Source organism: Shinella zoogloeoides, assembly GCF_003574625.1.
In the GTDB taxonomy this organism is placed as follows: Bacteria; Pseudomonadota; Alphaproteobacteria; order Rhizobiales; family Rhizobiaceae; genus Shinella; species Shinella zoogloeoides_A.
In genome coordinates, this window is the sequence record NZ_QNUJ01000003.1 from 223,559 (window position 1) to 249,332 (window position 25,774).

Here is a 25,774-nt window from a genome sequence, read left to right on the forward strand (position 1 = left end):
GGGTACGTTTCCCAGGCTGGAACATCTCTCTCGCCGCGGCCGGGAGCGATGCATAAGCCTTGCGTGAGGCTTCGCCCGATCGCCCCGATTGCCGAACGACATGGGGCTCGTTTCAGCAGATCGCGATGACACCCGCATGACATCCGCGCTTCGGGCCTGGGGATGACGTTGCGTGGAGATAGTGTCGCCCGGCATGCGCCTGTGATATGCCCGCCCCGACTCGACCGACAACAGACGGACGCACCCGATGAACGTTGCCTTCTATGCCGATTACATTGCCGACCTGCGGACGCTGTTTACGGATCTCGACAGCCGCCCCGAAGGGTTCCAGACCTTCGACGTGCGTCTGGAACTGGCCGTGGCCGGCGGCCTCGTCGTCTATGAGACGAAGCGGCGCAAGGGGCAGACGGACAGTCTTTTCTACGGCCGGCCGGCGGCCGCCAGCGCCAACCAGCAGATGTCCCGCGCGGCGGCGTTTGCCGCCATCGACCGGTTCCTTGCGCTTGGGCAGTTCGTCGCGCTGACCGATGCTGCCTCCGAGACGCTGGATGCGCGCTATCCGCACTGCGCCGTCAACTTCTCCTATCGCAAGAAGGGCCAGCCCGCCGCCCGCTCCATGCTCATGGTCTTCGCCGGGTTCAACGACGACGGCGATGCCCTGCAATTCGTTTCGAATGCGATGGATCAGGCCGCTTTCGTCGCGGAACGCCCGCACCGCGCGCAGAAGACCTACGAGTGGAAATGACGCCGACTATCCTTGTTCCGCCCTTGCCTCTCCGAGATGCCGCCGGGGCTGGATCTCGATGCTGAGCTGGTCGCGGCCACGCATCTTGGCGGCGTAGAGGGCAAGATCGGCCCTGCGGTAGATGTCGCTCGGCTCCTCGCCGCTTTCCGCCCAGGCAAGCCCGGCGGAGAAAGTGTAGCGGAAGCTCGCCTGGTCCGGCACGGGGCGGGAATGGCGAACCGCCGCCAGCATGCGCTCGAGGATGGCTTCGGCATCTTCCATCACCGTGTTCGGCAGGATGAGAAGGAATTCCTCGCCGCCGACCCGGCCGAGGATATCGGTCTTGCGCAGATGGCGCTGCAGGGTGATGGCGAAGTCCTTCAGGACGGCGTCGCCGACGCTGTGGCCGAAGCGGTCGTTGATATATTTGAAATTGTCGATGTCGAGGACGGCAAGGCACCCGACATCGCGGGCCTCGCCACCGGATGCGCCGACGAGTTCCGCAAGCCGCGCCATCGCGAAGCGGCGGCTGGGAAGGCCGGTCAGGTCATCCGTGAAGGAGGCCCTGATGGCGAAGTCGCGATCCTGCCGCAGCGTGCGCTCGTCGGTGCGGATGAAGCTGATGTCGCTCGCGACGCTGAGCATCCAGCCGTTCGGCTGCATCGTCTCCGTCATCCAGAGCCAGCGCCCGTCGTGAAGGTCGGTCTCGAAGGCGCGGTAGCCCGTCTTGCCGCGCCGTGCCAGCGTGGAGCGCAGCCATGTCTCGAAATCCTGCGTCACGACGATGGTACCACGCCGGGCATGGAAATTCCGCCGCATGAGGTCGGGCCAGAGGGGCTGTTCATGGTCATCGATGAACCAGGCGGCGCGAAAGGCCTGGTTTGCAAAGCGCAGGCGGTCCTCCGGGTCGAAGACCGCAACGAGGGATCCGGCATTCTCCACGAGCTGCGCCAATTGCAGCATGGCTTCCGTGTCGACCAAGGGCTTCATGTCCTCAGGATGGCTGTTATCGGAAATCTAGATGCTACTCTTAAACAAAGCGTTAGACGCATTTGTTGAAAGCGACGCTTCCGTGGGGAGAAGAGCGCCCCGACTTGCTTTTCATCAAAAGGAAGGAGGAAATTGTGCAGAAACCCATGGGGGAGCGCCGCACCGGTGAAGGCGCGGCGCCGGGTGCCGGCTTACTTTCCGGCGTTGTACTTCGCATCGACCTCGTCGATCGCCTTGACGTTGCCGGCCGAGCGGCCGTTTTCGTCGAAGGTCTGGGCGAGATAGGCGTCGGCAATGGCTTTTGCGAGTTCCGAGCCGATGACGCGGGCGCCCATCGTGATGATCTGGGCATTGTTGGAAAGGGCGGCGCGTTCGGCCGAATAGGTGTCGTGCGTCAGCGCGGCGCGGATGCCGGGCACCTTGTTGGCCGAGATGCAGACGCCGATGCCGGTACCGCAGACGAGGATCGCGCGGTCATATTCCCCGGCGATGACGGCCGAGGCGACGCGGTCGGAGAGATTGGCGTAGAAAGCGTCCGGGCCGGCATCGGTGCGCGAGATCTCGTGCACCTCGTGGCGGTCCTTCAGGTGGTCGGCGAGGACCTTTGCGAGGCCTTCGCCCGCGCTGTCACCGGCAATGGCAAGTTTCATGGGAGATCTCCTTTCAGATCGTTGCGGCGCAGCGCGCCAGGATGTCGAGATAGCCTTCAACCTTCCAGGCCGAGCGGCCGATGAAGAGCCCGTCGATATTCGGGCAGGCGATCAGTTCCTCGCAGTTCTGCGGGTTGACCGATCCACCGTAGAGGCAGGGGATGCGACGGCCGAGGATGTCTTCCGCCACCTGCGCGATCTCGGCATGGCGCGCATCCGCATAGTCGGCGGTCGCGGGAATGCCCTTCTCGCCGATGGCCCAGACGGGTTCGTAGGCAAGCAGGATTTCGGCCTGCTTCTGCGCGCCTTCGAGCTTGCCGAAGGCGCCGCGCACCTGCCGCGCCAACACTTCCGCCGCGCGGCCGCTCTCGCGGTCGGCGAGCGTTTCGCCGATGCAGATCAGCGGCACGAGGCCGTGGCGCACGGCCGCTTCCGTCTTGAGGCCGACCGCCTCGTCCGTCTCGCCGAAATGCTCGCGGCGCTCGGAATGGCCGAGTTCGACGAGGTCGAGGCCGCAATCCTTCAGCATCACGGGCGAGACCTCGCCCGTCCAGGCGCCTTCGTCGGCCCAATGCATGTTCTGCGCGCCAACCTTGACGGAGGTGTCGGCGAGCAGCGCCTTGACCTCGCGCACGGCGGTGAAGGGCGGAATGACGAAGCGCTGGATGCGGGCGTTCCGGTCGCCGTCGGCGGCCTTGAGGCCTTCCGCAAAGGCTTTCGCCTCGGCGAGCGTCTTGTTCATCTTCCAGCTCGTGCCGACCCAGAAGTTCCGGCCTTGGCTCATGTCGTTGTCTCCTTGTGGGCGATGCGCACCACGGTCTTGCGGTCGGCAAGCTCGGCCGTCGTATCGTGGGGCAGGGGGTTGTCGGATATCACTGTGTCGAATTCGGCAAGGTCGGCGAGGACGTGCAGCGCCGTGTGGCCGAAGCGCCGGCTGTTGACGAGAAGGCATGCCTGGCGGCTGGAGGCCATCATCGCGCGCTTGGCGCGCACCACCGCCTCGTCCATGTGATAGGCAAGGCGCCCTGAGGCGGCCGGCGCCGAGATGAAGGCGATGTCGGCGCGAAGGCGCGACAGCGCCTCTTCCGTGACGATGCCGAGATAGGCGTTGAACTTAGCCGAATAGGTGCCGCCGAGCCCGACCAGCGTGACACCGGAAATGCCCTTCGCCCGCTCCATGATCGCGGCATTGTTGGTGATGATGGTGATCGGCTTCTTCGAGCACAGCACGTCGCCGAGCACCGAGGCCATCGAGCCGTCATTGATCATGACCGTCATGCCCGGCTCGACCAGTTCGGCGGCGGTTTGGGCAAGGGTCAGCTTCACATCCGCTTCCTGCCGTTCGCGGAAGCGGAAGTCGCTTTCGAACTGCGTGCCCGCATCGATCGTCGCGCCGCCGCGCACCTTGCGCAGCACGCCGGCCCGCTCGAGATCGTCGAGATCGCGGTGGATGGTCATTTTGGAAACGCCGAAGCGCGCGGCGACTTCGTCGAGCTCGACGGCGCGGCTCTCGACCAGAAGATTGATGATCTCCTGCCTTCGCTCTTCCCGTTTCACCCGCTTCCTCCGTGTGTCCGCAGCTCTATAACATGAATCTCACAAATCATAACATTGAATTTGTGATTTTGTGATTTTCATGCGGAGCTTTGCAGCAGTAGCCGCGCTGTCGCCTCGTCCGTGATGAGGCCGTGGAGCTTGTGGCTGTGCAGCACGGCGCGGATGGCCTCCGTCTTGGAGGAGCCGCCGGCGATGGCGACGAGGCGGTCGTCGCCGGTTTCCGAGAAGGAGGCGGCAAGGGTCCGCGCCGTCACCGATGTTTCCAGAATGCGGCCCTTGCCGTCGAAGAAGTGCCCGAGCAGCTCGCCGACGCCGCCGAGGGCCCGGATCTCCTCCAGCTCGTTCGCCTGCAGCATGCCCGACGTGACGAGATGGGCCTGGTTGTCGACCGTGCCGATGCCGACGAGCTTCAGGTCGGCATTGCGGGCAAGGTCGAAGACCTCGCTGACGCCGCGCTGCGACAGCAGCACCTCGCGGTCCTCCTCCGTGTTGGCGAAGAAGGGCACGGGCATCACATAGGCCTGCGTGCCCGTCTTGGCGGCGATGCGGTGCATGACATCGTATGGATTGGCCGCATAGTTGCGGGTGAGGCCGCCGAGCAGCGAGACGAAGCGCGTGCCGCTGGCGCTGATGCGGGGCAGGTGATGGACGGCGGCCGAGAGCGTTCTCCCATGGCCGAGGCCGATGACGGCGACTTCGCCGCGCTCGATCTCGCGCCGCAGGAAATCCGCGCCGACATGGCCGAGCGTCGTCAGCGCCAGCGCGTCGTCATCGACATCGGGCGCCACCTCGCAGTAACCGAGCCCGTAGCGCTCGGAAAGCGCCACTTCGAGATTGACGCATTCGGCGATATCGCCGTCGATGCTGACCTTGACCACGCCCTCGGCGACCGCCCGCGCGATCAGCCGGTGCGCCTTGACCGAGGGAATGCCGAGGCGCTTGGCCACGGCGGACTGGGTGAAGCCCCCGATATAGTGCAGCCAGGCGGCGCGGACGGCGAGGGAGTCTTCATTGTCGGTCATCGGCGATGTCCTGTCCTGCTGTGCAAGAAAAAGCGTTTTTCATATCCCGTCTTAGAGCATTTCCGGTGAATTCCGATCCGCCGGAAATGCTCTGGCTTTTGTTTTAACCGCATCGTGCGATGCCGCGGCAAGCGGCCCGGACGCGGTCAGCCCAGCTTGAGGTCGGATGCACCGGTATCGATATGCGGCGCCCAGAAGGCGATGCTTTCGGCGATCTGGGGAATGACCTGCCGGTCGTTCGGCTCGCGTTCCTTGAAGGAGAGTTCCAGGCAGATCTCGTTGTCGACCGCGCCGCCCTCGGCGAAGGCCTTCAGCAGCGGTTCCGGCTGGATGCGGCCCCTGGCGTTGAACTCGGCGGTGAAGGGCCGATGGCCGCCCTTGTCCATCAGGCTCTGCTTGATGTGGATGATCGGCGAGACCTTCGGCACGGCGCGCGCCCAGGCATAGGGATCGAAATCGTCCGGGTTGCTGGAGGTGACGTCGCCATGGTCGATATCGGCCATCATCCACATGGGAACGGCCATATCGGCGGCGGTGAGCCGGTCCTGAAGCCTGACGCATTCGGCGATGGTCTCGCCGAATTCGCGGCCGATGCTCATCGGCTCCCAGAAGACACAGGAGAGGCCGGCGTCCTTCGCATGCTCCGCCACTTCCGCCCAGCAGTCGATGGCGATGCGGATCAGCTCTTCCCGGCGGGCCGGGTCGTCATAGTCCTTGTAGGTGAAGATGGCGAACTGCGTTCCGACGGAGGTGCCGCCGAGATCGCCGATAATGTCGGCGAAGGTCTTGAACCAGTCGACATAATAGCGGCGCACATCCGCATCCGGATGGCCGAAATGGTTGAGGCGGCCATAGGGGCCGGTCATGCCCGAGGTGACGCGCACGCCGGTGCGCTGGAGCGCGCGGTCCATCCGGCGGGTCAGCCGGCGGATCGTCGCGGCGTTCCAGCTCGGATTGATGAATTCGTGCGTCAACTGGAGGTCGCGCAGGCGAAGGTCCCGCGCGACGGTCTCGATCAGGTCGTCGGGATCGGCGAAGCGGTTGACCAGCGGATTGGTGTTGAGCGAAAGCGTCAGCGGCATGGTCGTCCTCAGGCGGCGGCAGGGCGGGCGGCGTCGAACCAGTCGGCAAAGGCCGCGCGCTCGGCTTCCGTCAGGTGCAGGTAGTGCTTGGTGCGGCGGTAGAGGATGTCCTCCGCCGTCTGCGCCCATTCGGTGGCGACGAGATAGCGGGCTTCCGCCTCGTAGAACTGGCCGCCGAAATGCCGGCCGAGCCCGTCGAGGCCGGTCGCGCCGCCGACGATGAGCCCGGTGCGCGTGCCGTAGAGGCGGCCGTAATGGTGCACCAGCCTGCGCGGCATCCAGGGATAGGTGTCGCGCAGGCCGTTGGCGAAGGTCTCGTAGTCGGCGTTCGGCATATCGCCGCCGGGAAGCGGGGCCTTCTCCGTCCAGTCGCCGCCCATATTGGGGAAGATGTGCCCGAGGCGGTGCATGCCGCGCTCGGCAAGCTCGCGGAAGGTGGTGATCTTGCCGCCGAAGACGTTGAGCAGCGGCGCGCCGCCCGTCTCGTCGAGGTCGAAGACATAGTCGCGGGTGACGGCTGAGGGATTGCCCTTGCCGTCGTCGAAGAGCGGGCGCACGCCGGAGAAGGAATGCAGCACGTCCTGCCGGCGCAGCTTCTCCTTGAAGTAGCGGTTCACCGCCTTCAAGAGGTAGTCGATCTCGGTCTCGTCGGCCGAAACGTCCTCGGCGCGGCCTTCATAGGCGATGTCGGTGGTGCCGATCAGCGCCTTGTCGCCCTCGTAGGGGTTGATGAAGATGACGCGCTTGTCGTGGTTCTGTACCAGATAGGCGTTGGAGCCCGCCCAGAACTTCGGCACGATGATGTGGCTGCCCTTGACGAGGCGCACGTTGCGCGTGGAATTGGAGCCGGCGACGCGGTTGATGACGTCGGATACCCACGGGCCGGCGCAGTTGACGACGCATTTCGCGCGGAAGGCGCGGGTTTCGCCCGTCAAGCGGCTCTTCGTCTCCACGATCCAGACGCCGTTTTCGCGGCGGGCGGAAACGGCCGGCGAGCGGGTCAGCACCACGGCGCCCTTTTCCACCGCGCCGAGCGCGTTGAGGGTCACGAGGCGGGCGTCGTCCACCCAGCAGTCGGAATATTCGAAGCCGCGGGTGTACTGGTCGAGGATCGGCGTGCCCTCGGGATCGCGCGCAAGGTCCAGCGTGCGCGTGCCGGGCAGTTTCCTGCGGCCGCCGAGGTGGTCGTAGAGGAAGAGGCCGAGCCGGACGAGCCAGGCGGGACGGTCCTGAGGGCTGTGCGGCAGCACGAAGCGCATCGGCCAGATGATGTGCGGGGCGGCGTTGAGCAGCACTTCGCGCTCGATCAGCGCCTCGCGCACCAGGCGGAATTCGTAATATTCGAGATAGCGCAGGCCGCCGTGCACCAGCTTGCCGGAACGGGAGGAGGTGCCCTCGGCCAGATCGTCCTTCTCGCAGAGCACGACCTTCAGTCCGCGGCCCGCCGCATCGCGGGCGATGCCGGCGCCGTTGATGCCGCCGCCGATCACGAAGAGGTCAATAAGCTCGGGCTCGTTCATTTGGGTCTCCTTCAGCGCCGGCCGCAGAGGGGGCGCACTCGTCGTTTCGTCAGCGCGCGGCCAGGATGTCCCAGGCTGGCGCGATGCCCCGGCGCACGGTGGAATAGGCGGCAAAGAGGCGGTTCATGCGTTCGGTGTCTTCGGCTTTCGGCTGCTCGGCCGCGCCGAGCTCGGGCGTCACCCAGTCGGCGATGCAATCGTCCATCGTGCGGTAGGCGCCGATGGCGACGGCCGCCATCATCGAGGCGCCGGCGGCGCCCGCCTCCTCACGCGTGCTGACGCGTACCGGCGCGCCGAGCGCCGCGCCCAGCGTGCCGCGCAGCGAGGCGGACCGGGCAGCGCCGCCGCTGACTCGCAGCTCCGAGGGCAGGGCCCCCATGGCTGCGTAGCAATCGCGCGTCGCCATGCCGAGGCCTTCCACGACGGCGCGCACGAGATCCGGATAGCGGTGGCGGCTGGCAAGGCCGGTGAAATTGGCGCGGGCACGGGCATTCACGAAGGGGCCGCGCTCGCCGGCCTCGGAAATATAGGGGTGGTAGAGGATGTTGCCCGGCTTGCTGGCGGCGATCCACTGGTCGACGCGGCCGATCATGTCGTTGAGGCCGACGGTGACGCCGAATTCGCCGAGAAGGTCAACGCCGAGCTGGAGCAGCCAGTCGAGATTGATCGTCGCGCCCATATTGGTCTGCACCTGGGTGACGATGCCGGGGATGGGGAGCGCGATGACGTAGCCGGTGCGCTCGGCATTGAGGACGACGTCGGAAACGGCCTTCGCCTGGAGATGCACGCCCGTCGAGCCGATGGCGGAACAGGCGGCATTGCGGCCTTCGCTGCGCACGCCGGCACCCAGCGCCGTCATGCACATGTCGACATAGCCGAGGCAGACCGGTGTGCCGGCCCTGAGGCCCGCGGCAGCGGCAGCTTCCGCCGTCAGCGGATGCGTGGTCTCGGTGCCGTCGATCACCTCGGGCAGCAGGTTGCGGCGGTGCGTCAGGCCGAGGGCGGCGAGCACGTCGTCGTCATAGCGGCGCGTGCGGAAATTGCCGAAGGTGAAGCTCACTTCCGACGGATCGGTGGCGCGCACGCCGGTGAGGTTCAGATAGAGCCAGTCCTTGCAGTGCATCGCGACTTGCGCGCCGGGGAGCAGTTCCGGGAAATGGCGGTCCATATGGGCAAGCTGCGTGCCCTGCTGGCAGGTGTTGAGGCCGGTGCCGGTCGCCTCGAAACGCTGGCGGTCGGCGTCGCTCGCGGCAAGCCGCTCGACGGTGGGAGCCGCGCGCGCGTCGAGCCACAGCCAGGCATCGCCGACGGGACGGTTGCCGGCGCCGACGAGCCAGGTGCCGTCGCCCTGCGCCGTGACGGCGATGGCGGCGGCGCGGGCGGAAAGGTTCTCCACCTTCTCGCCGAGCCCGCGCAGGGCGCGCGCGCAGTCGAGCCAGGTCTGGTCGAGCGATTGCGTGACGGAGCCGTCGTCGCCGGTGCTGTAGCTGTTGCGCACGGAGGCGCTGGCGATCTGGCGACCGGCGAGCGTGAAGGCGACGGCCTTCATGACGGAGGTTCCGGCGTCGATGCCGATGATCAGGTCGGCGGCCTCAGCCATGGCGTGCGCCTGCCGATGCCGCGACAGTGCGCACCGTCTCGCCTGACGTGAAACAAAGCATTCGATCCTCCCGATCGTCCTTCGCGAAAGCGCGCGTGGCTGTCCCGCCAGATTGGGTCAAGGGAGCGCCACGGGATAGCCCGGACTTCGCGAAGGAACATATCATAAAGTTACCATATGTCTCGTAAAATTTTTCGCACAACGAATTATTTTTCAGTTATGCTGGAGAGTAACGGAGGGCTTCCTTGGGCTGTGTGCGGAGGGCCATTCTTGCTGGTCGCCTTCAATCGAGGTCGCTCGATAAAACATGCCGACCCTTGGGAAAAAGACTCAAGGATCACAACTTATCTTTTAATAGCAGTGTATTGAGGCTTGCATGTCATTCGCTCTCCTGCCGGGGAGAGCCTAGCTTCCACAGGCGCCTCTCCGGCGTGCTTATGCGCCCGGCGCAACGGGTGGCCGGAGAAAACGAGCTGATCAGTTCCGGTATCCCGCAAAAAGGCCGATTGACAGCTCGTGTTAATTTAACATATATACTGCGACATATCACACACATATATCGCAACTGCGAGAAAGTGTGCACTGCAGCGCAAGGCGGAAGAGGAGATCCGGCCGGCGCGTTCATGGGGAGGGCATCATGACATGTTCCGTTTCGAAGGCATCGGCACGCGGCCCTGGCGCCATGGTCGTGTCTTCCGGCCCGTCGATGTCCCCGGCATCGTGCCGGCGTGCCCGCTGACGCTTTCACCGTTCAACCGCAAGGCCATCCGACATGACTGACGCCACGCTCTCGAAATCGCCCCGGCCCGCCCGCAGCTACCGCTGGATCGGCATCGCCGCCGTCGTCGTGCTGTTGGGAGCCATGGCCTTCGACACGAAAATCGTGCAGATCGGCTCCGAGGCCGACGTCCAGGTCCAGAAATTCTCGCCCGTGGCCTTCGGTGCCGAGCAGTTCCCGATCATCAAACAGAGCGTCGAGACGCGCGCTGCCGACGCGGTCGAGCTGTCGCAGGCGATCGCCGCCGACAAGAAGGCCGCCAGCGAGAAATACGGCGTCAACACCTCCACCGGCCCGGTCTTCCCGGTCAAGTTCACCGGCGTGGTCGGCGAGCGCAAGGCGAACTACAACGTCGTCGCCGTCGAAGGCCTGCCGCCCGAGCTGACGGTGCGGGTCCAGACCGGCCCTGCGCTCAACGGCACGGACCTGCGCGATGCGACGGGGCAGATCGAGTTCGGCCAGTTCAAGAACCAGATCGAATACCAGGATGCCGGTTCCGCCATCAACAACGAGGTCAAGAAGGTCGTTCTCGACGGCCTCGATCCGGCGGCGCTTTCCGGCAAGACCGTTTCCGTCATCGGCGTCTTCAAGCTCGTCAATCCGAAGAGCTGGATCGTCACGCCCGTGAGGTTCGACGTCCAATGAGCGCGATCCCCGAAACCGGACAGAAGGGCGAAGTCGTTCTTGCCGCGCGCAACGTGGCGAAATCCTACGGCAGCGTCCATGCCCTCAAGGGCGTCAATTTCGATATCCATCGCGGGCAGGTGACGACCCTGTTCGGCGAGAACGGCGCCGGCAAGTCGACGCTGATGAAGATCCTTTCCGGTGTGGTCAGGCCGACATCGGGCGAAATCATTCTCGATGGGGAACCGGTCGTCTTCGCGTCATCCTCCCAAGCACGTGACCGCGGCATCTCCATCATCCATCAGGAGCTCAGCCTCGCCCCGAACATGAACGTTCGCGACAACATCTTCATGGGGCGCGAGATCATGACCTCCACCGGCGTGGACTTCGCCGAGGAAGAGCGCCAGACGCGCCTCCTGATGGAAGAACTCGAAGAGGACATCGATCCTCTGACGCTCGTCGAGGACCTGCGGCTCGGCCAGCAGCAGATCGTCGAGATCGCGCGCGCCCTTTCGGTCAATTCGCGCATCCTGATCATGGACGAGCCGACCTCGGCGCTGTCGGCCTCCGAGGTCGAGGTGCTGTTCAAGGTCATCCGCGACCTGACCGGCCGCGGCGTCTCCATCGTCTATATCTCGCACCACCTCGAAGAGGCTCTGCAGATCACCCACCATGCGGTGGTGTTGCGCGACGGCACGATGACGGCCTATGCCGAGCGCAAGGACATCGACCTCGAATGGATCGTCCGCCACATGGTGGGCGATAATTTCGACCTCGGCTCGCCGCCGGCCGGCTACCAGATGGGCGATGTCTCGCTCTCCATCGAGGGCCTGACCGTTCCCGATCCGGGTGGCGCCGGCTATTCGGTCGTCGACGGCATGTCGCTGTCGGTGCGCGCGGGCGAGATCGTCTGCATCTACGGCCTGATGGGTGCCGGGCGCACGGAACTGCTCGAAACCGTCGCGGGCCGCCTGAAATCCACCGCCGGCAAGGTCGTGCTGAAGGGCCGGGACGTCACCGGCCAGTCGATCGCCGAATGCATCCGCGACGGCCTCGTGCTCGTGCCGGAAGACCGCCAGCGCGACGGACTGGTGCAGACCATGAGCGTCGGCCGCAACCTCTCGCTCGCCAGCCTCGGCGCCTTCACGCGCGGCCTCTTCACCTCGACGTCACGCGAAGGCGGGCTCGTCGACAGCGCGATCCGCAAGGTGCATATCAAGACGGACGGCGGCGCGGCCGCCATCGGCTCGCTGTCGGGCGGCAACCAGCAGAAGGTCGTCATCGGCAAGATGCTGGCGACCGATCCCGAGGTCATCCTGCTCGACGAGCCGAGCCGCGGCATCGACATCGGCGCCAAGGCGGAGGTCTTCAAGCTGCTCGCCGAGCGCGCGAAACAGGGGCTCGCCGTGGTCTACACGACCTCGGAAGTCGGTGAATGCCTGAGCATCGCCCATCGCATCATCGTCATGCGGCGCGGCCGCATCTCCGCCGAATTCGGTCCCGACGCGACCAAAGAACAGATCATGGCCGCCTCCGGCGAAGCCGTGCATGCCCATTAGGAGCGCCGAACCCATGTCAGTCACACCTGCAATCCAGACGAAGGCAGCGGCAAGCGGCGGCAAGCGCAAGAAGAGCCTGATCGAGCTTCTGTTCGAGGGCCGCGCCTTCTTCGCGCTGATCGCCATCGTCGTCGTCTTCTCGCTGATGTCGCCGAACTATTTCACGGTCAGCAACTTCCTGATCATGGCCTCGCATGTCGCCATCTTCGGCCTGCTCGCCATCGGCATGCTGCTGGTCATCCTGAACGGCGGCATCGACCTTTCGGTCGGCTCGACGCTCGGCCTTGCCGGCGTCGTCGCCGGTTTCCTCATGCAGGGCGTGACGCTGCCGCAACTCGGTATCATCCTCTATCCCTCGGTCTGGGTCGTCGTGGTGCTGACCTGCCTGCTTGGCGCGGTCGTCGGCGCGGTGAACGGCGTGCTCATCGCCTATCTCAAGGTGCCGGCCTTCGTCGCGACGCTCGGCGTGCTCTATGTCGCCCGCGGCATCGCGCTGCTGATGACCAACGGCCTGACCTACAACAATCTCGGCGGCCGCCCCGAACTCGGCAATACCGGTTTCGACTGGCTCGGCTTCAACCGCCTTGCGGGCGTTCCGATCGGCGTCCTCGTGCTCCTCGTCTTCGCCATCGCCTGCCATGTCCTGCTTGCCCGCACGGCCTTCGGCCGCTGGCTCTATTCCTCGGGCGGCAACGAGCGCGCGGCGGAACTGTCGGGCGTGCCGGTCAAGCGCGTGAAGATCACGGTCTATGTGCTCTCGGGCATCTGCGCGGCCGTCGCCGGCCTCGTCCTCTCCTCGCAGCTCACCTCGGCGGGCCCGACCGCCGGCACCACCTACGAACTGACGGCGATCGCCGCCGTCGTCATCGGCGGCGCGGCGCTGACGGGCGGCCGCGGCACGGTCATCGGCACCATGCTCGGTGCCTTCGTGATCGGCTTCCTCTCCGACGGCCTCGTGATCATCGGCGTCTCGGCCTACTGGCAGACGGTCTTCACCGGCGCCGTCATCGTTACCGCTGTTCTCCTGAACAGCGTCAAATACGGCCGCCGCTGACCTCAGCGGCGACCGGCACAGACTGACCGCTGCCGGGAGAGGCGGACCATCGAGTGGCCCGGCAGCGGAAAGTATTGCCGACAATCGGCACAACCGGACTCAACAAAGGGAGTGAGACCATGTTCAAAAAAGGTATGCGTGTACTCTTCGCGGCAACGGCCGTCATGCCGCTGCTGTTCAGCTCTGCCTGGGCGGACGGCCTGATCACCGTCATCGTCAACGATCCGTCGAACCCCTACTGGTTCACGGAAGGCGAAGTCGCCAAGAAGACCGCCGAAGGCCTCGGCTACACGGCCAATGTCGGCGCCCACAAGGGTGACACCAACACCGAGAGCAACCTGATCGACACGGCGATCACCAACAAGTCGGTCGCCATCATCCTCGACCCGGCGAATGCCGACGGTTCCGTGGGCGCGGTCAAGAAGGCCGTCGCCGCCGGCATCCCGGTCATCCTCGTCAATGCCGAGATCAACCAGGAAGGCCTCGCCAAGGCGCAGCTCGTCTCGAACAACGCCCAGGGCGCCGCGCTCGGCGCGCAGCAGTGGGTCGAGGCGGTCGGCGACAAGGGCAAGTATGTCGAACTCTTCGGCGCTCCCTCCGACAACAACGCCGCGACGCGTTCGAACGGTTACGAAACCGTCCTGACGCAGTACCCTGACCTCGAGAAGGTCGCCAAGGAAGTGGCTGACTGGGACCGCACCAAGGGCCATGACAAGATGCAGTCCATGCTCCAGGCGAACCCCGACATCATCGGCGTGATCAGCGGCAACGACGAAATGGCCCTCGGCGCCATCGCCGCGCTCAAGGAAGCCGGCAAGCTCGACCAGGTCAAGGTCGGCGGCTTCGACGGTTCGCCGGATGCAGTTGCCGCCATCAAGGCCGGTGAATTGCAGTACACCGTCCTCCAGCCGGTCGCCGTGTTCTCGGAAGCGGCCGTCAAGCAGGCCGACAGCGTGATCAAGAACGGCTCCACCGGTGTCGATACCGAAAAGCAGCTCTTCGATTGCCTCCTGATCACCAAAGACAATGTCGACAAGTACACCGCTCCCTTCGTCCTGAGCGAGTAATCGATCCCGGGAGCGCCCGTCCGCGGGCGCTCCCATTTCGCATTCCCGGGCTTTTCCGGGCCAGCTTGGCATTTTCCTTGCCGCCCGATACGAGATACGAAACCTCTATCCTCGAAGCATGGCAGGGCCTCCGGTGAACAAGAAAGTCGACGTTAAGGATTTGCTTTCGGAAGAATTGCCGAGCGACAGCCGGCATGCGCGCCAGCTCGTGCGGCGCCAGATGATCGCCGAGACGGTGATCGGCGAAGGCTCGATCCGCATCGAGGACCTGACCGAGCGCTTCGGCATCAGCCTCATGACGGCGCACCGCGACGTCGACGATCTCGTCAGCCGCGGCCTCTTCCGCAAGACGCGCGGCATCGTCTCCGCCGCGCCGACCAGCCTCATCGAATCCTCCGACGCCTACCGTGCCACCCGGCAGGCGAAGGAGAAGAAGGCGGTCGCGAAGGCCGCCATGCAGTTCGTCGAGCCGGGCCAGGCGATCTTCATGGATGACGCCACGACCGTGCACGAGATGACGCGGTTCCTGCCGGCCAAGGTGCCGCTGACGATCATCACCAACTCGCTCGTCCTCATCAACGAGCTGAAGGAGGTGAGCGACCTCAACCTCGTCTGTCTCGGGGGGCAGTTCTACAATTGGTGCAATGCCTTCATGGGGCACATCACCACCAACGAGATCCGCCGGCTGCGCGCCGACACCGTGTTCATGTCGCTGTCGGCCATCGTCGACGACGTGGTCTATCACCAGTCGCCCGAGACGGTGGAAACCAAGCGGGCGATGTTCGAAAGCGCGGCGCGGCGCGTGCTTCTGGCGGACCACACCAAATTCGAGCGGCGCGCGCTGCATCACTTCGCGACGCTCAAGGAATTCGACGCCGTGATCGTCGACGAGGATATTCCGATCTCCCACCTGTCGCGCATGCGCTCGAAGGGGATCAACGTGATTGTGGCGGACGGGGAACGGTCCGGCTGAGGGGACCGCCGCCGCGGCTGCCCCGATACCCGGTTCCGTTCCGCCGTTCGCCCGAGAATGGAGGCATGGATGCCCTGCATCATGGGTATAGACAGCGGCCTGACGGTGACGAAGGCCGTCATTTTCGACGCGGACGGCACGGCGCTCGCCATCGCCCGCCGGCGCGTTCCCCAGCTCATCCCCGCGCCGCAGCATGTCGAACGCGACATGGACGGCCTGTGGACCGCGACGGCCGAAGCCATCCGCGAGGCTATCTCAGCCTGCGGCCGCCCGGCCTCCGATATCGTGGCGATCGCCGCGACCGCCCACGGCGACGGCATCTACCTCCTCGATGAAGACAAAAGGCCGCTCGGCCCCGCCATCGTCTCGCTCGATACGCGCGCCGGGGCGATTGCCGACGCCTGGAACGAGGGCGAGGTCGGCGCCCACGCGCTGGAGCTGACCGGCCAGCGCCCGCATGCCTCGGCACCCTCCGCCATCCTGCGCTGGATCTTCGAGCACCAGCCGGAGCGTTATGCCCGCATCGCCCATTTCATCGCCGCCAAGGACTGGCTGCGCTTCTGCCTCTGCGGCACCATCGGCACGGACCGCACGGAGGCGAGCACTTCCTTCACGGACGTGACGACGCAGGACTATGCCGAAAACGCCTTCCGCCTCTTCGGGCTGGATCGCCTCGCCGGACGGCAGCCGCCGATGGCCGCTTCCACCGAGGTCGTCGGCGGCGTGACGGCGGAGACCGCGCGCCTGACCGGGCTGGTCGAGGGCACGCCCGTCATGGCGGGCCTGCATGACGTCACCGCCTCCGCGCTCGGCATGGGCGGCTATGGCGAAGGCGTGGTGGCCGTCATCGCCGGCACCTATTCGATCAACGAGACCGTCTCGCCCACACCGAAGGTCGATGGCCGCTGGTTCTGCCGCAACGGCATCCTGCCCGGCGAGTGGAACAACATGTCCATCTCGCCCGCCTCCACCGCCAATTACGACTGGTTCATCGAGCAGTTCTGCGCCGCCGATGCCCGGCAGGCGGAGGTGGCCGGCGAGAGCATCCATGCGATCCTCGGCAATGAATTCGAGGCCGCGCGCGAGCGGCCTTCGAGCACTTTCTTCCATCCCTACCTCTTCGGCTCGCCCTTCGGCGGCGCGTCGAGCGCTGGCTTCTACGGCCTCAATGCCTGGCACGACCGCGGCGACCTCGTCCGCGCGGTGCTGGAAGGCATCGCCTTCAACCACCGCGTCCATGTCGATGCGCTGCGCGACGGCTTTGCCCCCACCGCCGCGCGCCTGACGGGCGGCGTCTCGCGCAATCCCGCCATGGCCGGCCTCTTCGCCGATATCCTCGGCATGCCCGTCACCGCGACGCGCACCGAGGAGGCGGCGGCTTGGGGGGCGGCGCTCTGCGCGGGTGCCGGCGCCGGCCTCTACGCCTCGCCCACCGACGATCCGCGCGACCTCGCGTCGATCGAGACGACCTACCAGCCGGACCCAGACCGGCAGCGTGCCTATGACGAGAAATACCGGGTCTTCCTCGATCTCGCCGAGGCGATGAAACCGCTCTGGCCGACGCTCCGGCGTCTCGGCGGGGCGGCGCAAGTTTAGGAATGCCGATCATGACAGAAACGACAGCCGGAACCGTCGAGACCTTCGACGTCATCGTCCTTGGCGCGGGCATCAACGGGGCGGGGCTCTTCCGCGATCTCTGCCTGCAGGGGCTGAAATGCCTGATCGTCGACAAGGCCGACTTCGGCTCCGGCACCAGCGCCGCCCCCTCGCGCCTCATCCATGGCGGCATCAAGTATCTGGAGACCGGCGAGCTCGGCCTCGTCGCGCAGTCGACGCTGGAGCGCAACCTCCTCCTGCGCAACGCGCCGCATTGCGTGGAGGCGCTGCCGACCTTCATCCCCTCCTTCTCGCTGACGAAGGGCGCCTTCGCGGCGCTGCGCACGCTGCTCGGCTCCACCACCGCCCCGCGCAGCCGCGGCGCGCTCCTCATCAAGATCGGCCTTGCGCTCTACGATCTCTATGGCGCGCGCCATCGCGTCATGCCGAAGCACCAGTTCTTCTTCCGCCGCAAGGCGCTGGAGGAGATGCCGGCGATCACGCCGCGCATCGTCGCGGGCGGCATCTACTACGACGCCAAGATCAGCCGGCCCGAACGGCTCGTCTGGGAGCTGGTGCGCGACGGCCTCGACGCCAGCCCTGCCTCCCGCGCCATGAATGATACGACGCTGCTCGGGCAGGAAGACGGCGTGCTGCGGCTGCGGGATCCGCGCGGTAGCGAGCGGTTTGCCCGCGCCGGCATCGTCGTCAACGGGGCGGGGCCGTGGATCGATCATGTTAACGACACGCTTGGCGTTCCCGGCAAGCTGATCGGCGGCACCAAGGGCTCGCATATCCTCCTGAGGCACCCGGAGCTGGTAGAAAGCCTGAAAGGCCGCATGATCTATTTCGAGGCGGACGACGGCCGCATCTGCCTCGTCTACGATTTCCTCGGCCTCGCGCTCGTCGGCTCGACGGACATCAAGGCGGACAATCCCGATACGGTGCGCTGCGAAGAGGACGAGATCGACTATTTCCTCGCCAGCCTCCGCTCGCTCCTGCCGGCCCTGCATTTCGGCCGCGAGCAGATCGTCTACACTTATAGCGGCATCCGCCCGCTGCCGGCCTCCGATGCCAGCCAGCCGGGCCTGATCAGCCGCGACCATTCGGCGCCCGTGGCGGAGCCGGCGGAGGGCCGGCCGTTTTCCGTCATCTCGCTCGTCGGCGGCAAGTGGACGACGTTCCGCGGCTTTGCCGAGGAGGTGGCCGACACGATCCTTTCCCGCCTCGACCGGAACCGGGCGGTGAGCACGCAGATGCTGCCGATCGGCGGCGGGCGCGGCTTTCCGGTGGAGGCGGCGGAGCGGCGCGTGTGGATTTCCGGGCGCGCCGCGAAGAGCGGCCTGCCCGAGGCACGCGTCGAAGCGCTTCTTGCCCGCTACGGGACGATCGCCGATGCCGTTCTCGCGCATATCGAGAAGGTGGGAGATGCGCCGCTCGCCCATGTCGAAGGCTACGGCCGCGGCGAGATCGACTGGATCGCCCGCAACGAAATGGTCGAACATCTCGCCGACATCGTCATGCGCCGGACGACGCTCGCCATCGAAGGCAGGCTGACGGCCGAGGGGCTCGACGAGATCGCGGCAGTCGCCGCCGCCGCGCTGGGCTGGGACGAAGGCCGGTGGGAGGACGAGCTTGCGCAGGTCACACGACACCTGACGGCATTCAACCGCGTAAACCTTTGAGCGCATTCAGCCGAAGGCATCTTTGCCCTTTTCCCGGTCTGGATCCTGTTGCATCTTCGCGGCTTGATTGCTTGCAGGAGGCCCCCATGACGAAGATCGTCGATGATCCGGAAACCTTTGCCGCCTCGGCGCTGGCGGGGTTTTCCCGCGTCTATGAGCGCTACGTCCGGCTGGTGAAGGGGGGCGTGGTTCGCTCGACGGCGGTGCCTTCGGGCAAGGTTTCGGTCATCGTCGGCGGCGGGTCGGGGCATTATCCGGCCTTTGCGGGCTATGTCGGGCCGGGCATGGCCGACGCGGCGGTTGCCGGTGAGATCTTCGCCTCGCCTTCGACGGCGGCGGTCGCCCGTGTCTGCCGCAATGCGGACCATGGCGGAGGCATCATTCTCGGCTTCGGCAATTATGCCGGCGACGTACTCAATTTCGGCGTGGCGGCGGAGCGGCTGCGGGCGGAAGGCATCGATGTGCGCATCGTCACGGTGACGGACGATGTCGCGAGCGCGCCCGCCGACCGGCACCTGCAGCGCCGCGGCATCGCCGGCGATTTCGTGGTCTTCAAGGTGGCGGGCGCGGCCGCAGAGGCGGGGCTTGCGATCGACGAGGTCGAGCGCGTGACACGACTTGCCAACAGCCGCACCTTTTCGTTCGGCGTCGCTTTCGGCGGCTGCACGCTGCCGGGCGCGAAGGACCCGCTCTTCACCGTACCGAAGGGCATGATGGCGCTCGGCCTCGGCATCCACGGCGAGCCCGGCATCCGCGACACCGACATCGTTCCGGCGCGCGATCTGGCGAGGCTCCTGGTCGAGACCGTCCTGGCGGAGCGCCCGGCCGGCGCGCGTCGCGCCGCCGTGCTGCTGAACGGCCTCGGCGCGACCAAATACGAGGAGCTCTTCGTGCTCTGGGGCGCGGTCGAAGGCTACCTGCAGGCGGCGGGCGTCGATCCGGTCGCGCCCGAGGTCGGCGAATATGTCACCAGCCTCGACATGCAGGGCTGCTCCCTGACGGTGATGTGGCTCGACGAGGAGCTGGAACGCTACTGGCTGGCCCCGTGCGACACGCCCGTCTTCCGTCGCGGCGAGACTTTCCATACGCAGCCGGCGGCCGTGCGGGATCGTGCGGAAGACGAAGCGCCGACCTTCGGCCCCGCGACGCCCGCCTCGCAGGAAGGTGCCCGGTGCCTTGCGGGTATCCTCGACGCCATGGTGTCGGCCCTTGGCGAGGCGGAAGCCGAGCTCGGCAGGATCGATGCCTTTGCCGGCGACGGCGACCACGGCCAAGGCATGCGGCGCGGCGCGACGGCCGCGCGTGAAGCGATCCATCAGGCCGTTGCTGGCGGCGCGGGTGCGAGGAGCGCGCTGGCGGTGGCAGGCGATGCCTGGGCGGACCGTGCGGGCGGTACGTCGGGCGCGATCTGGGGGCTATTGCTCCGCTCCTGGAGCGGGGCATTCACCGACGACGCGGCCCCGACAGGGGCGGATATGGTGCGCGGCGCGCGCCTTGCCCTCGACGATGTGATGCGCCTCGGCGGGGCGAAGCCGGGCGACAAGACGCTCGTCGATGCGTTCGTGCCTTTCGTCGCCGCGCTGGAAGCGGCGAGCGCGGACGGTGCACTGCTGAAAGAGGCCTGGGCCAAGGCAAGCTCTGCCTGCGAAGAGGCGGCGCAGGCGACGGCGCCGCTTTCCCCACGGCTTGGCCGCGCCCGTCCGCTCGCCGAGCGCAGTATCGGCCATCCCGATGCCGGTGCGGTCTCGCTGGCGCTGATCGCAAGGACGATTTCGGCCCGATTGTGAGCGGCTGCCCTTGCCTGAACGCAACATGTTCAGTGTGACATTGAGCCGGGCGTCGCGTGACGTCCGGCTCTTTTTCTTTGTTCTGTATGAAACATTATACGAGCTGTTTCAATCGCTTGAGTGCCTTCAGTGAAACTGAATTATCAAATAGTGGAAATGAGTATCACCACGCGATATCACATATTCAGAGAGATAGTTATTGACATGTTATACCAGTTGAGAAATATAGCCTCACGCCGGGTGCCCGGTGGAGGAAATTCCGGCTGACCAACACCGTCCGGCCGCATGAATTCAGGGAGGTCTTCGATGACATCGATCGCGCTATTCGGTGCCGGTGGCAAAATGGGGTATCGGCTCGCCAAGAACCTCAAAGGTTCGCGGTTCGACGTCCGCCATATCGAGGTGAGCGATGCCGGCAAGGCGCGCCTTGCCGACGATCTCGGCCTATCCTGCGTTTCCGCCGATGAAGGTCTCGCCGGCGCCGATGTCGTCATCCTCGCGGTTCCCGACACGGCGATCGGCAAGGTTGCCAGCGGCATCGTCGACAAGCTGGCGCCCGGCACCATGATCGTCGTGCTCGATGCGGCCGCACCCTTCGCCGGCCATCTGCCGGAGCGGGCGGATATCACCTATTTCGTCACGCATCCCTGCCATCCGCCGATCTTCAACGACGAGACGGATCCGGCCGCCAAGCGCGACTTCTTCGGCGGCATCGCCGCCAAGCAGCATATCGTTTCCGCCCTGATGCAGGGCCCGGAAGAGGCCTATGCGCTGGGCGAGGAGGTCGCGAAGGTCATCTGGGCGCCGGTCATGCGCTCGCACCGCGTGACGGTCGAGCAGATGGCGCTGCTGGAGCCGGGCCTGTCCGAAACCGTCTGCGCCTCGCTCCTCGTCGTCATGCGCGAAGCCATGGACGAATGCGTGCGCCGCGGCGTCGCCAAGGAAGCCGCCCGTGACTTCCTGCTCGGTCACATGAACGTCCTCGGCGCCGTCATTTTCGAGGAGACGCCCGGCGTCTTCTCCGATGCCTGCAACAAGGCGATCGAGTTCGGCAAGCCGGTCCTGATGAAGGACGACTGGAAGCGCGTCTTCGAACCTGAAGAAATCGCCGCAAGTATCCAGCGCATCACGTGAATACCGGCGGGCTTCGGCCCGCCGCGGGGCGCAATGCCCCATGAAAGATCGCACCGGATCGGCCGATTTCAATGGAGGGATGGCCGTGGAGGCCGGTGCTTAACCGGGAGGAAAACATGAAGGTTACCCGTAGACTGATCACCGTCGGCTTTGCTGCCGTCATGGCTGCAAGCGTTGCCGTGCCGGCTTTCGCCGCCGACCTCATCGCCATCATCACGCCGAGCCACGATAACCCCTTCTTCAAGGCCGAGGCCGTTGGCGCGGAAGCCAAGGCCAAGGAACTCGGCTACGAGGCGCTGGTGCTGGTGCATGACGACGACGCCAACAAGCAGTCGCAGCTCATCGATACGGCCATCGGCCGCGGCGCGAAGGCGATCATCCTCGACAATGCCGGCGCCGACGCTACGGTCGCCGCCGTTCAGAAGGCCAAGGATGCAGGCATCCCGTCCTTCCTGATCGACCGTGAGATCAATGCCGCCGGCGTCGCCGTCTCGCAGATCGTCTCGAACAACTATCAGGGCGCACAGCTCGGCGCCGAGGAATTCGTCCGGCTGATGGGCGAGAAGGGCAACTATGTCGAGCTCGTCGGCAAGGAATCCGACACCAATGCCGGCATCCGCTCCAAGGGCTATCATGACGTCATCGACGAATATCCGGACATGAAGATGGTCGCGCAGCAGTCGGCCAACTGGAGCCAGACGGAAGCCTATTCGAAGATGGAGACCATCCTCCAGGCCAACCCGGACATCCAGGGCGTCATCGCCGGCAACGACACGATGGCCATGGGCGCCATCGCCGCCCTCCAGGCGGCCGGCAAGAAGGACGTCATCGTCACCGGCTTCGACGGCTCGAACGACGTTCGCGACTCCATCAAGGCGGGCGGCATCAAGGCCACCGTGCTGCAGCCGGCCTATGCCCAGGCACAGCTCGCCGTCCAGCAGGCGCATGACCTCATCACCAGCGGCAAGAAGCCGGCCGAGGAAAAGCAGCTCATGGACTGCGTGCTGATCAACGCCGACAATGCCGACAAGCTCGAGACCTTCGCACTGAAGGACTGATCTTCGAGGGAGCGGGCGCGGGATGATCGTCATCCCGCGCCTCGCCATATGCCGGAGTACCCATCCATGCGCTTCAAGGCCGCCGCCGTCATCGTGTTCGCATCAGCCCTCGGGCTCGCGGGCTGCAAGTTCGTCAAGACCGCCGACAAGGACAAGGAGGATCAGGCCGGCGCCTTCGATCCCGACAAACTTGTCGCCGAGATATGGGATGGCAAGGTCGTGCCCTATCTCGAAAAGCGCGCCGCGCCGCTGCCGGAGGTCCTTTCGGCGACGGCGGCCAATGCCGACGAGGCGGGGCGGAAATACGGTTACAAGGCCAGGCAGGGCAACGCGCCCTGGACCTTCATCGCCAAGGTCGATGGGACGATCGTCGCGGAAGAGACGAAATCGCGCGCCGGCTATGTCGACGTGGACGTCGACGGTGACGCCAAGGCGGATGTGCGCGTTTCGATCGGCCCGGCCATTCGCGGCACGGCGCTGCGCGACAGCCTGGATTTCGTGGACTTCAATTCCTTCAAGAACCAGATCGAATGGGCGCAGTTCGGCAAGTCGTTCAACACTTATGTGAACCGCACGCTTCTCGAAAAGCTGCCGCGCGAGGGACTGACGGGCAAGACGATCAAGGCGACGGGCGCCTATCCGCTGCCGGCCGCCGGCCAGTTGCCGCAGCTCGTTCCCGCCACCATCACCATCGGAGGCTGACATGAGCGGCATCGACGATGGCGAGGTCATTCTCGAACTGAAGGACATCACGAAGGCCTATTCCGGCATCGTGGCGCTGAAGAAGGCAAACCTGAAGCTGCGGCGCGGCGCGGTGAATGTGCTGGTGGGCGAGAACGGTGCGGGCAAATCCACCATGATGCGCATCATTGCAGGCGTCGAGCGGCCGACGCTCGGCGAGATATGGATGGAGGACGAGCGCATCACCCTCGACAGTCCCGCCGATGCGGTGCGCCACGGCATCGGCATCGTCTTCCAGGAGTTGAACCTCTTCGGCAATCTTTCGGTCGCGGAGAACATCTTCGCCACCCGCGAGATCACCCGTGGCATCCGGGGCATCGATCACAAGGCGCAGGTCGAGAAGGCGAACGAGTTCCTGAACCGCCTCGAAGCCGGCATCTCGGCCGATACGCTGGCCGAGGACCTGCCGATCGGCCAGCAGCAGCTCGTCGAGATCGCGCGGGCGGTCTCGCTCGATACTCGCATCCTCATCATGGACGAGCCGACCTCCGCCCTCAGCGCGGCGGAAGTCGATGTGCTCTTCCGGGTCATCGCCGACCTCAAGGCGCGCGGCGTCGCCATCGTCTATATCTCGCACCGACTGGAAGAGCTGATGCGCATCGGCGACTACATCACGGTGCTGAAGGACGGCCAGATCACCGGCCATGCTATGGTCAAGGATATCGACACGCGCTGGATCGTGCGCTCGATGATCGGTTCCGACGCCAAGGATTTCGCCAAGCAGGTCGACCATGCGCCGGGCGCGGAAGTCTTCCGCACGCAGGATATCTGCCTGCCACGCGCACAGGGCGGCTATGCGGTCGATCACGTCTCCATCGGCGTCCGCGCGGGTGAGATTCTCGGCATCTACGGCCTGATGGGCGCGGGGCGCTCCGAGCTTTTCGAATGCATCATGGGCCGGCACGAACATGCGACCGGCAAGGTCTTCGTCGATGGCAAGGAATTGAAGGGCCGCGATACGACCCGGCGCATTCGCGAGGGTCTGGCGCTGATCCCGGAGGACCGGCAGCGCGAAGGCCTCGTCCAGTCCATGTCGATTGCCGACAACCTTTCGATGGCAAGCCTCGGCCAGTTCGTGAGAGGCGGCTTCCATATCGATCTCAAGCTGGAGAAGAAGGCGATCCTCGATGCGATCCGCAATCTCTCCATCAAGGCGAAGAACCCGGAACTGGACGTTACCTCCATGTCGGGCGGCAACCAGCAGAAGGTGGTGATCGGCAAGGCGCTGATGACCGGGCCGAAGGTGCTGCTGATGGACGAGCCGAGCCGCGGCATCGATGTCGGCGCCAAGGCGGATGTCTTCCGCACCATGCGGCGGCTGGCGGGCGAGGGGCTCGCCATCCTCTTCTCCACCTCCGACCTCGAGGAGGTCATGGCGCTCTCCGACCGTATCGCCGTCATGAGCAACGGCCGCCTGGTGACGGTGGTGGATCGCAAGGACGCTACCGAGGAGATGATCGTCTCGGCCTCCGCGGAGGGACATAAAACCAAAAGGATGCATGCGTGATGACGACAGGAACGCAAACGGCCGCCGAAAACGGCCTCTCAACCGGATCGGCCCTGCTCACGCTGATGAAGCTGAGGACCTTCATCGCGCTCTTTGCGGTGATCATCTTCTTCTCGATCTTCGCGCCGAACTTCCTGTCGACCGCGAACATGATCCTGATGTCGAAGCACGCGACGCAGAACGCCTTCCTCGCCATCGGCATGACCTTCGTCATCATCACCGGCGGCATCGACCTTTCGGTCGGCTCCATCGTCGGCCTCTGCGGCATGATTGCCGGCGGGCTCATCATGTATGGTGTCGCCGTGCCCTTCGGCTACACGGTCTATTTCAACATCGTCGAGGTCGCGGTCATCGTCATGGCGGTCGGCGTCCTGATCGGCGCGGTCAACGGCCTGCTGATCACCCGCCTCAATGTCGCGCCCTTCATCGCCACGCTCGGCACGCTCTATGTGGCGCGCGGCATGGCGCTGCTCTATTCCGACGGCCAGACGCTGCCCAATCTCACCGGCCGTGAAGACCTCGGCAACCAGGGCTTTTCCTATCTCGGTTCGGGCACGATCCTCGGCCTGCCGGTCTCCGTCTGGATCCTCATCGTCGTCGCACTGGGCGCGGCCTATTTCGCCCGCTTCGTGCCGCTCGGCCGGCACATCTTCGCCGTCGGCGGCAACGAGCGCGCCTCGCGCATGTCCGGCATCCGCGTCAACCGCGTGAAGATGTTCGTCTACATGTTCTCCGGCTTCTGCGCGGCCATCGTCGGCCTCGTCATCTCCTCGGAGCTGATGGCCTCGCACCCGGCGACCGGCACGAACCTCGAACTGAACGCCATTGCGGCGGCCGTCCTCGGTGGTACATCCATGTCGGGCGGGCGCGGCACCATCGGCGGCACGATCATCGGCGCCTTCGTGATCGGCATCCTCTCCGACGGTCTGGTGATGATGGGCGTCAGCTCGTTCTGGCAGATGGTGATCAAGGGCCTCGTGATCATCGTGGCCGTGGTGGTCGACCAGGCGCAGCGCCGCCTCCAGCAGCGCGTGACCCTGATGCAGATGGCAAAGGCAGGCTGAGC

Annotated in this window: 23 protein-coding genes; 15 read left to right on the forward strand and 8 right to left on the reverse strand. The window is 65.6% G+C overall.

Features of this window, described 5'->3' with window-relative positions:
• Window positions 1–247 precede the first annotated feature (247 nt).
• The gene (locus DSD28_RS07080) at window positions 248–745 is read left to right on the forward strand and encodes a hypothetical protein (RefSeq protein WP_119255677.1); all 498 of its coding nucleotides are present in this window, start codon (window positions 248–250) and stop codon (window positions 743–745) included.
• Window positions 746–751: 6 nt separating this feature from the next.
• On the opposite strand, the gene DSD28_RS07085 is transcribed toward DSD28_RS07080, so the two are convergent.
• The 8 genes from DSD28_RS07085 to DSD28_RS07120 all read right to left on the reverse strand — a co-directional run bounded on the left by DSD28_RS07085 (window position 752) and on the right by DSD28_RS07120 (window position 9,145).
• Window positions 752–1,714: a sensor domain-containing diguanylate cyclase gene (locus DSD28_RS07085; protein WP_162911286.1), complete on the reverse strand. Its 963-nt coding sequence runs from the start codon at window positions 1,712–1,714 to the stop codon at window positions 752–754.
• A gap of 191 nt (window positions 1,715–1,905) precedes the next feature.
• Window positions 1,906–2,364 carry an RpiB/LacA/LacB family sugar-phosphate isomerase gene (locus DSD28_RS07090; protein WP_119255678.1) on the reverse strand — a complete coding sequence of 153 codons (459 nt, stop codon included), beginning with the start codon at window positions 2,362–2,364 and terminating at the stop codon, window positions 1,906–1,908.
• Between the two features lie 13 nt (window positions 2,365–2,377).
• Window positions 2,378–3,148 (reverse strand): triose-phosphate isomerase, encoded by a 771-nt coding sequence (locus tag DSD28_RS07095; protein WP_119255679.1) that lies wholly within the window; start codon window positions 3,146–3,148, stop codon window positions 2,378–2,380.
• Window positions 3,145–3,921 carry a DeoR/GlpR family DNA-binding transcription regulator gene (locus DSD28_RS07100; protein ID WP_119255680.1) on the reverse strand — a complete coding sequence of 259 codons (777 nt, stop codon included), beginning with the start codon at window positions 3,919–3,921 and terminating at the stop codon, window positions 3,145–3,147. The genes DSD28_RS07095 and DSD28_RS07100 overlap by 4 nt, the downstream gene beginning before the upstream one ends.
• Before the next feature lie 77 nt (window positions 3,922–3,998).
• Complete coding sequence (locus DSD28_RS07105; protein ID WP_119255681.1) at window positions 3,999–4,943, reverse strand: sugar-binding transcriptional regulator; 945 nt, start codon at window positions 4,941–4,943, stop codon at window positions 3,999–4,001.
• Window positions 4,944–5,089: 146 nt separating this feature from the next.
• The gene (locus tag DSD28_RS07110; protein ID WP_119255682.1) at window positions 5,090–6,025 is read right to left on the reverse strand and encodes a sugar phosphate isomerase/epimerase family protein; all 936 of its coding nucleotides are present in this window, start codon (window positions 6,023–6,025) and stop codon (window positions 5,090–5,092) included.
• Between the two features lie 8 nt (window positions 6,026–6,033).
• Window positions 6,034–7,545, reverse strand: coding sequence for a glycerol-3-phosphate dehydrogenase (locus DSD28_RS07115; RefSeq protein ID WP_119255683.1), 1,512 nt, complete (start codon window positions 7,543–7,545; stop codon window positions 6,034–6,036).
• Between the two features lie 49 nt (window positions 7,546–7,594).
• Complete coding sequence (locus tag DSD28_RS07120) at window positions 7,595–9,145, reverse strand: FGGY-family carbohydrate kinase (RefSeq protein WP_119255684.1); 1,551 nt, start codon at window positions 9,143–9,145, stop codon at window positions 7,595–7,597.
• A 642-nt stretch (window positions 9,146–9,787) separates the two neighbouring features.
• Here DSD28_RS07120 and DSD28_RS25795 point away from each other — a divergent pair.
• From DSD28_RS25795 to DSD28_RS07185, 14 genes are all read left to right on the forward strand, one after another.
• Complete coding sequence (locus DSD28_RS25795; RefSeq protein WP_162911287.1) at window positions 9,788–9,925, forward strand: hypothetical protein; 138 nt, start codon at window positions 9,788–9,790, stop codon at window positions 9,923–9,925.
• On the forward strand, window positions 9,918–10,568 hold the full coding sequence (locus DSD28_RS07125) for a DUF2291 family protein (protein ID WP_119255685.1): 651 nt from the start codon (window positions 9,918–9,920) through the stop codon (window positions 10,566–10,568). Before DSD28_RS25795 ends, DSD28_RS07125 begins: the two co-directional genes overlap by 8 nt.
• A complete protein-coding gene (locus DSD28_RS07130) occupies window positions 10,565–12,106 on the forward strand; it encodes a sugar ABC transporter ATP-binding protein (protein WP_119255686.1) in 1,542 nt (513 codons plus the stop codon). Before DSD28_RS07125 ends, DSD28_RS07130 begins: the two co-directional genes overlap by 4 nt.
• A gap of 13 nt (window positions 12,107–12,119) precedes the next feature.
• Window positions 12,120–13,160 carry an ABC transporter permease gene (locus tag DSD28_RS07135; protein WP_119255687.1) on the forward strand — a complete coding sequence of 347 codons (1,041 nt, stop codon included), beginning with the start codon at window positions 12,120–12,122 and terminating at the stop codon, window positions 13,158–13,160.
• Between the two features lie 119 nt (window positions 13,161–13,279).
• Window positions 13,280–14,227, forward strand: a complete 948-nt coding sequence (locus DSD28_RS07140) for a D-ribose ABC transporter substrate-binding protein (protein WP_119255688.1) — start codon at window positions 13,280–13,282, stop codon at window positions 14,225–14,227.
• Between the two features lie 118 nt (window positions 14,228–14,345).
• Window positions 14,346–15,200 (forward strand): DeoR/GlpR family DNA-binding transcription regulator, encoded by an 855-nt coding sequence (locus tag DSD28_RS07145; protein WP_205536183.1) that lies wholly within the window; start codon window positions 14,346–14,348, stop codon window positions 15,198–15,200.
• A 69-nt stretch (window positions 15,201–15,269) separates the two neighbouring features.
• A complete protein-coding gene (locus tag DSD28_RS07150) occupies window positions 15,270–16,796 on the forward strand; it encodes an FGGY-family carbohydrate kinase (RefSeq protein ID WP_119255690.1) in 1,527 nt (508 codons plus the stop codon).
• Between the two features lie 11 nt (window positions 16,797–16,807).
• Window positions 16,808–18,481, forward strand: a complete 1,674-nt coding sequence (locus DSD28_RS07155) for a glycerol-3-phosphate dehydrogenase/oxidase (protein WP_245424770.1) — start codon at window positions 16,808–16,810, stop codon at window positions 18,479–18,481.
• An 86-nt stretch (window positions 18,482–18,567) separates the two neighbouring features.
• The gene (locus tag DSD28_RS07160; protein ID WP_119255692.1) at window positions 18,568–20,268 is read left to right on the forward strand and encodes a dihydroxyacetone kinase family protein; all 1,701 of its coding nucleotides are present in this window, start codon (window positions 18,568–18,570) and stop codon (window positions 20,266–20,268) included.
• Between the two features lie 306 nt (window positions 20,269–20,574).
• Window positions 20,575–21,402 carry a phosphogluconate dehydrogenase C-terminal domain-containing protein gene (locus DSD28_RS07165; RefSeq protein ID WP_119255693.1) on the forward strand — a complete coding sequence of 276 codons (828 nt, stop codon included), beginning with the start codon at window positions 20,575–20,577 and terminating at the stop codon, window positions 21,400–21,402.
• Window positions 21,403–21,518: 116 nt separating this feature from the next.
• A complete protein-coding gene (locus DSD28_RS07170; protein ID WP_119255694.1) occupies window positions 21,519–22,460 on the forward strand; it encodes a D-ribose ABC transporter substrate-binding protein in 942 nt (313 codons plus the stop codon).
• Between the two features lie 66 nt (window positions 22,461–22,526).
• Window positions 22,527–23,162, forward strand: coding sequence for a DUF2291 family protein (locus tag DSD28_RS07175; protein ID WP_119255695.1), 636 nt, complete (start codon window positions 22,527–22,529; stop codon window positions 23,160–23,162).
• 1 nt (window position 23,163) lies between these two features.
• Window positions 23,164–24,708 carry a sugar ABC transporter ATP-binding protein gene (locus DSD28_RS07180; protein WP_119255696.1) on the forward strand — a complete coding sequence of 515 codons (1,545 nt, stop codon included), beginning with the start codon at window positions 23,164–23,166 and terminating at the stop codon, window positions 24,706–24,708.
• Window positions 24,708–25,772, forward strand: coding sequence for an ABC transporter permease (locus tag DSD28_RS07185; RefSeq protein WP_119255697.1), 1,065 nt, complete (start codon window positions 24,708–24,710; stop codon window positions 25,770–25,772). The genes DSD28_RS07180 and DSD28_RS07185 overlap by 1 nt, the downstream gene beginning before the upstream one ends.
• Window positions 25,773–25,774: the final 2 nt, after the last annotated feature.

Coding starts and splice junctions, on each gene's coding strand:
- DSD28_RS07110 (WP_119255682.1), bottom strand. CDS start 6,025: ATGCCGCTGACGCTTTCGCTCAACACCAATCCGCTGGTCAACCGCTTC.
- DSD28_RS07150 (WP_119255690.1), top strand. CDS start 15,270: ATGCCCTGCATCATGGGTATAGACAGCGGCCTGACGGTGACGAAGGCC.
- DSD28_RS07085 (WP_162911286.1), bottom strand. CDS start 1,714: ATGAAGCCCTTGGTCGACACGGAAGCCATGCTGCAATTGGCGCAGCTC.
- DSD28_RS07175 (WP_119255695.1), top strand. CDS start 22,527: ATGCGCTTCAAGGCCGCCGCCGTCATCGTGTTCGCATCAGCCCTCGGG.
- DSD28_RS07125 (WP_119255685.1), top strand. CDS start 9,918: ATGACTGACGCCACGCTCTCGAAATCGCCCCGGCCCGCCCGCAGCTAC.
- DSD28_RS07105 (WP_119255681.1), bottom strand. CDS start 4,943: ATGACCGACAATGAAGACTCCCTCGCCGTCCGCGCCGCCTGGCTGCAC.
- DSD28_RS07135 (WP_119255687.1), top strand. CDS start 12,120: ATGTCAGTCACACCTGCAATCCAGACGAAGGCAGCGGCAAGCGGCGGC.
- DSD28_RS07165 (WP_119255693.1), top strand. CDS start 20,575: ATGACATCGATCGCGCTATTCGGTGCCGGTGGCAAAATGGGGTATCGG.
- DSD28_RS07160 (WP_119255692.1), top strand. CDS start 18,568: ATGACGAAGATCGTCGATGATCCGGAAACCTTTGCCGCCTCGGCGCTG.
- DSD28_RS07185 (WP_119255697.1), top strand. CDS start 24,708: ATGACGACAGGAACGCAAACGGCCGCCGAAAACGGCCTCTCAACCGGA.
- DSD28_RS07140 (WP_119255688.1), top strand. CDS start 13,280: ATGTTCAAAAAAGGTATGCGTGTACTCTTCGCGGCAACGGCCGTCATG.
- DSD28_RS07180 (WP_119255696.1), top strand. CDS start 23,164: ATGAGCGGCATCGACGATGGCGAGGTCATTCTCGAACTGAAGGACATC.
- DSD28_RS07120 (WP_119255684.1), bottom strand. CDS start 9,145: ATGGCTGAGGCCGCCGACCTGATCATCGGCATCGACGCCGGAACCTCC.
- DSD28_RS07080 (WP_119255677.1), top strand. CDS start 248: ATGAACGTTGCCTTCTATGCCGATTACATTGCCGACCTGCGGACGCTG.
- DSD28_RS07090 (WP_119255678.1), bottom strand. CDS start 2,364: ATGAAACTTGCCATTGCCGGTGACAGCGCGGGCGAAGGCCTCGCAAAG.
- DSD28_RS07115 (WP_119255683.1), bottom strand. CDS start 7,545: ATGAACGAGCCCGAGCTTATTGACCTCTTCGTGATCGGCGGCGGCATC.
- DSD28_RS07130 (WP_119255686.1), top strand. CDS start 10,565: ATGAGCGCGATCCCCGAAACCGGACAGAAGGGCGAAGTCGTTCTTGCC.
- DSD28_RS07155 (WP_245424770.1), top strand. CDS start 16,808: ATGACAGAAACGACAGCCGGAACCGTCGAGACCTTCGACGTCATCGTC.
- DSD28_RS07170 (WP_119255694.1), top strand. CDS start 21,519: ATGAAGGTTACCCGTAGACTGATCACCGTCGGCTTTGCTGCCGTCATG.
- DSD28_RS07095 (WP_119255679.1), bottom strand. CDS start 3,148: ATGAGCCAAGGCCGGAACTTCTGGGTCGGCACGAGCTGGAAGATGAAC.
- DSD28_RS25795 (WP_162911287.1), top strand. CDS start 9,788: ATGTTCCGTTTCGAAGGCATCGGCACGCGGCCCTGGCGCCATGGTCGT.
- DSD28_RS07145 (WP_205536183.1), top strand. CDS start 14,346: ATGGCAGGGCCTCCGGTGAACAAGAAAGTCGACGTTAAGGATTTGCTT.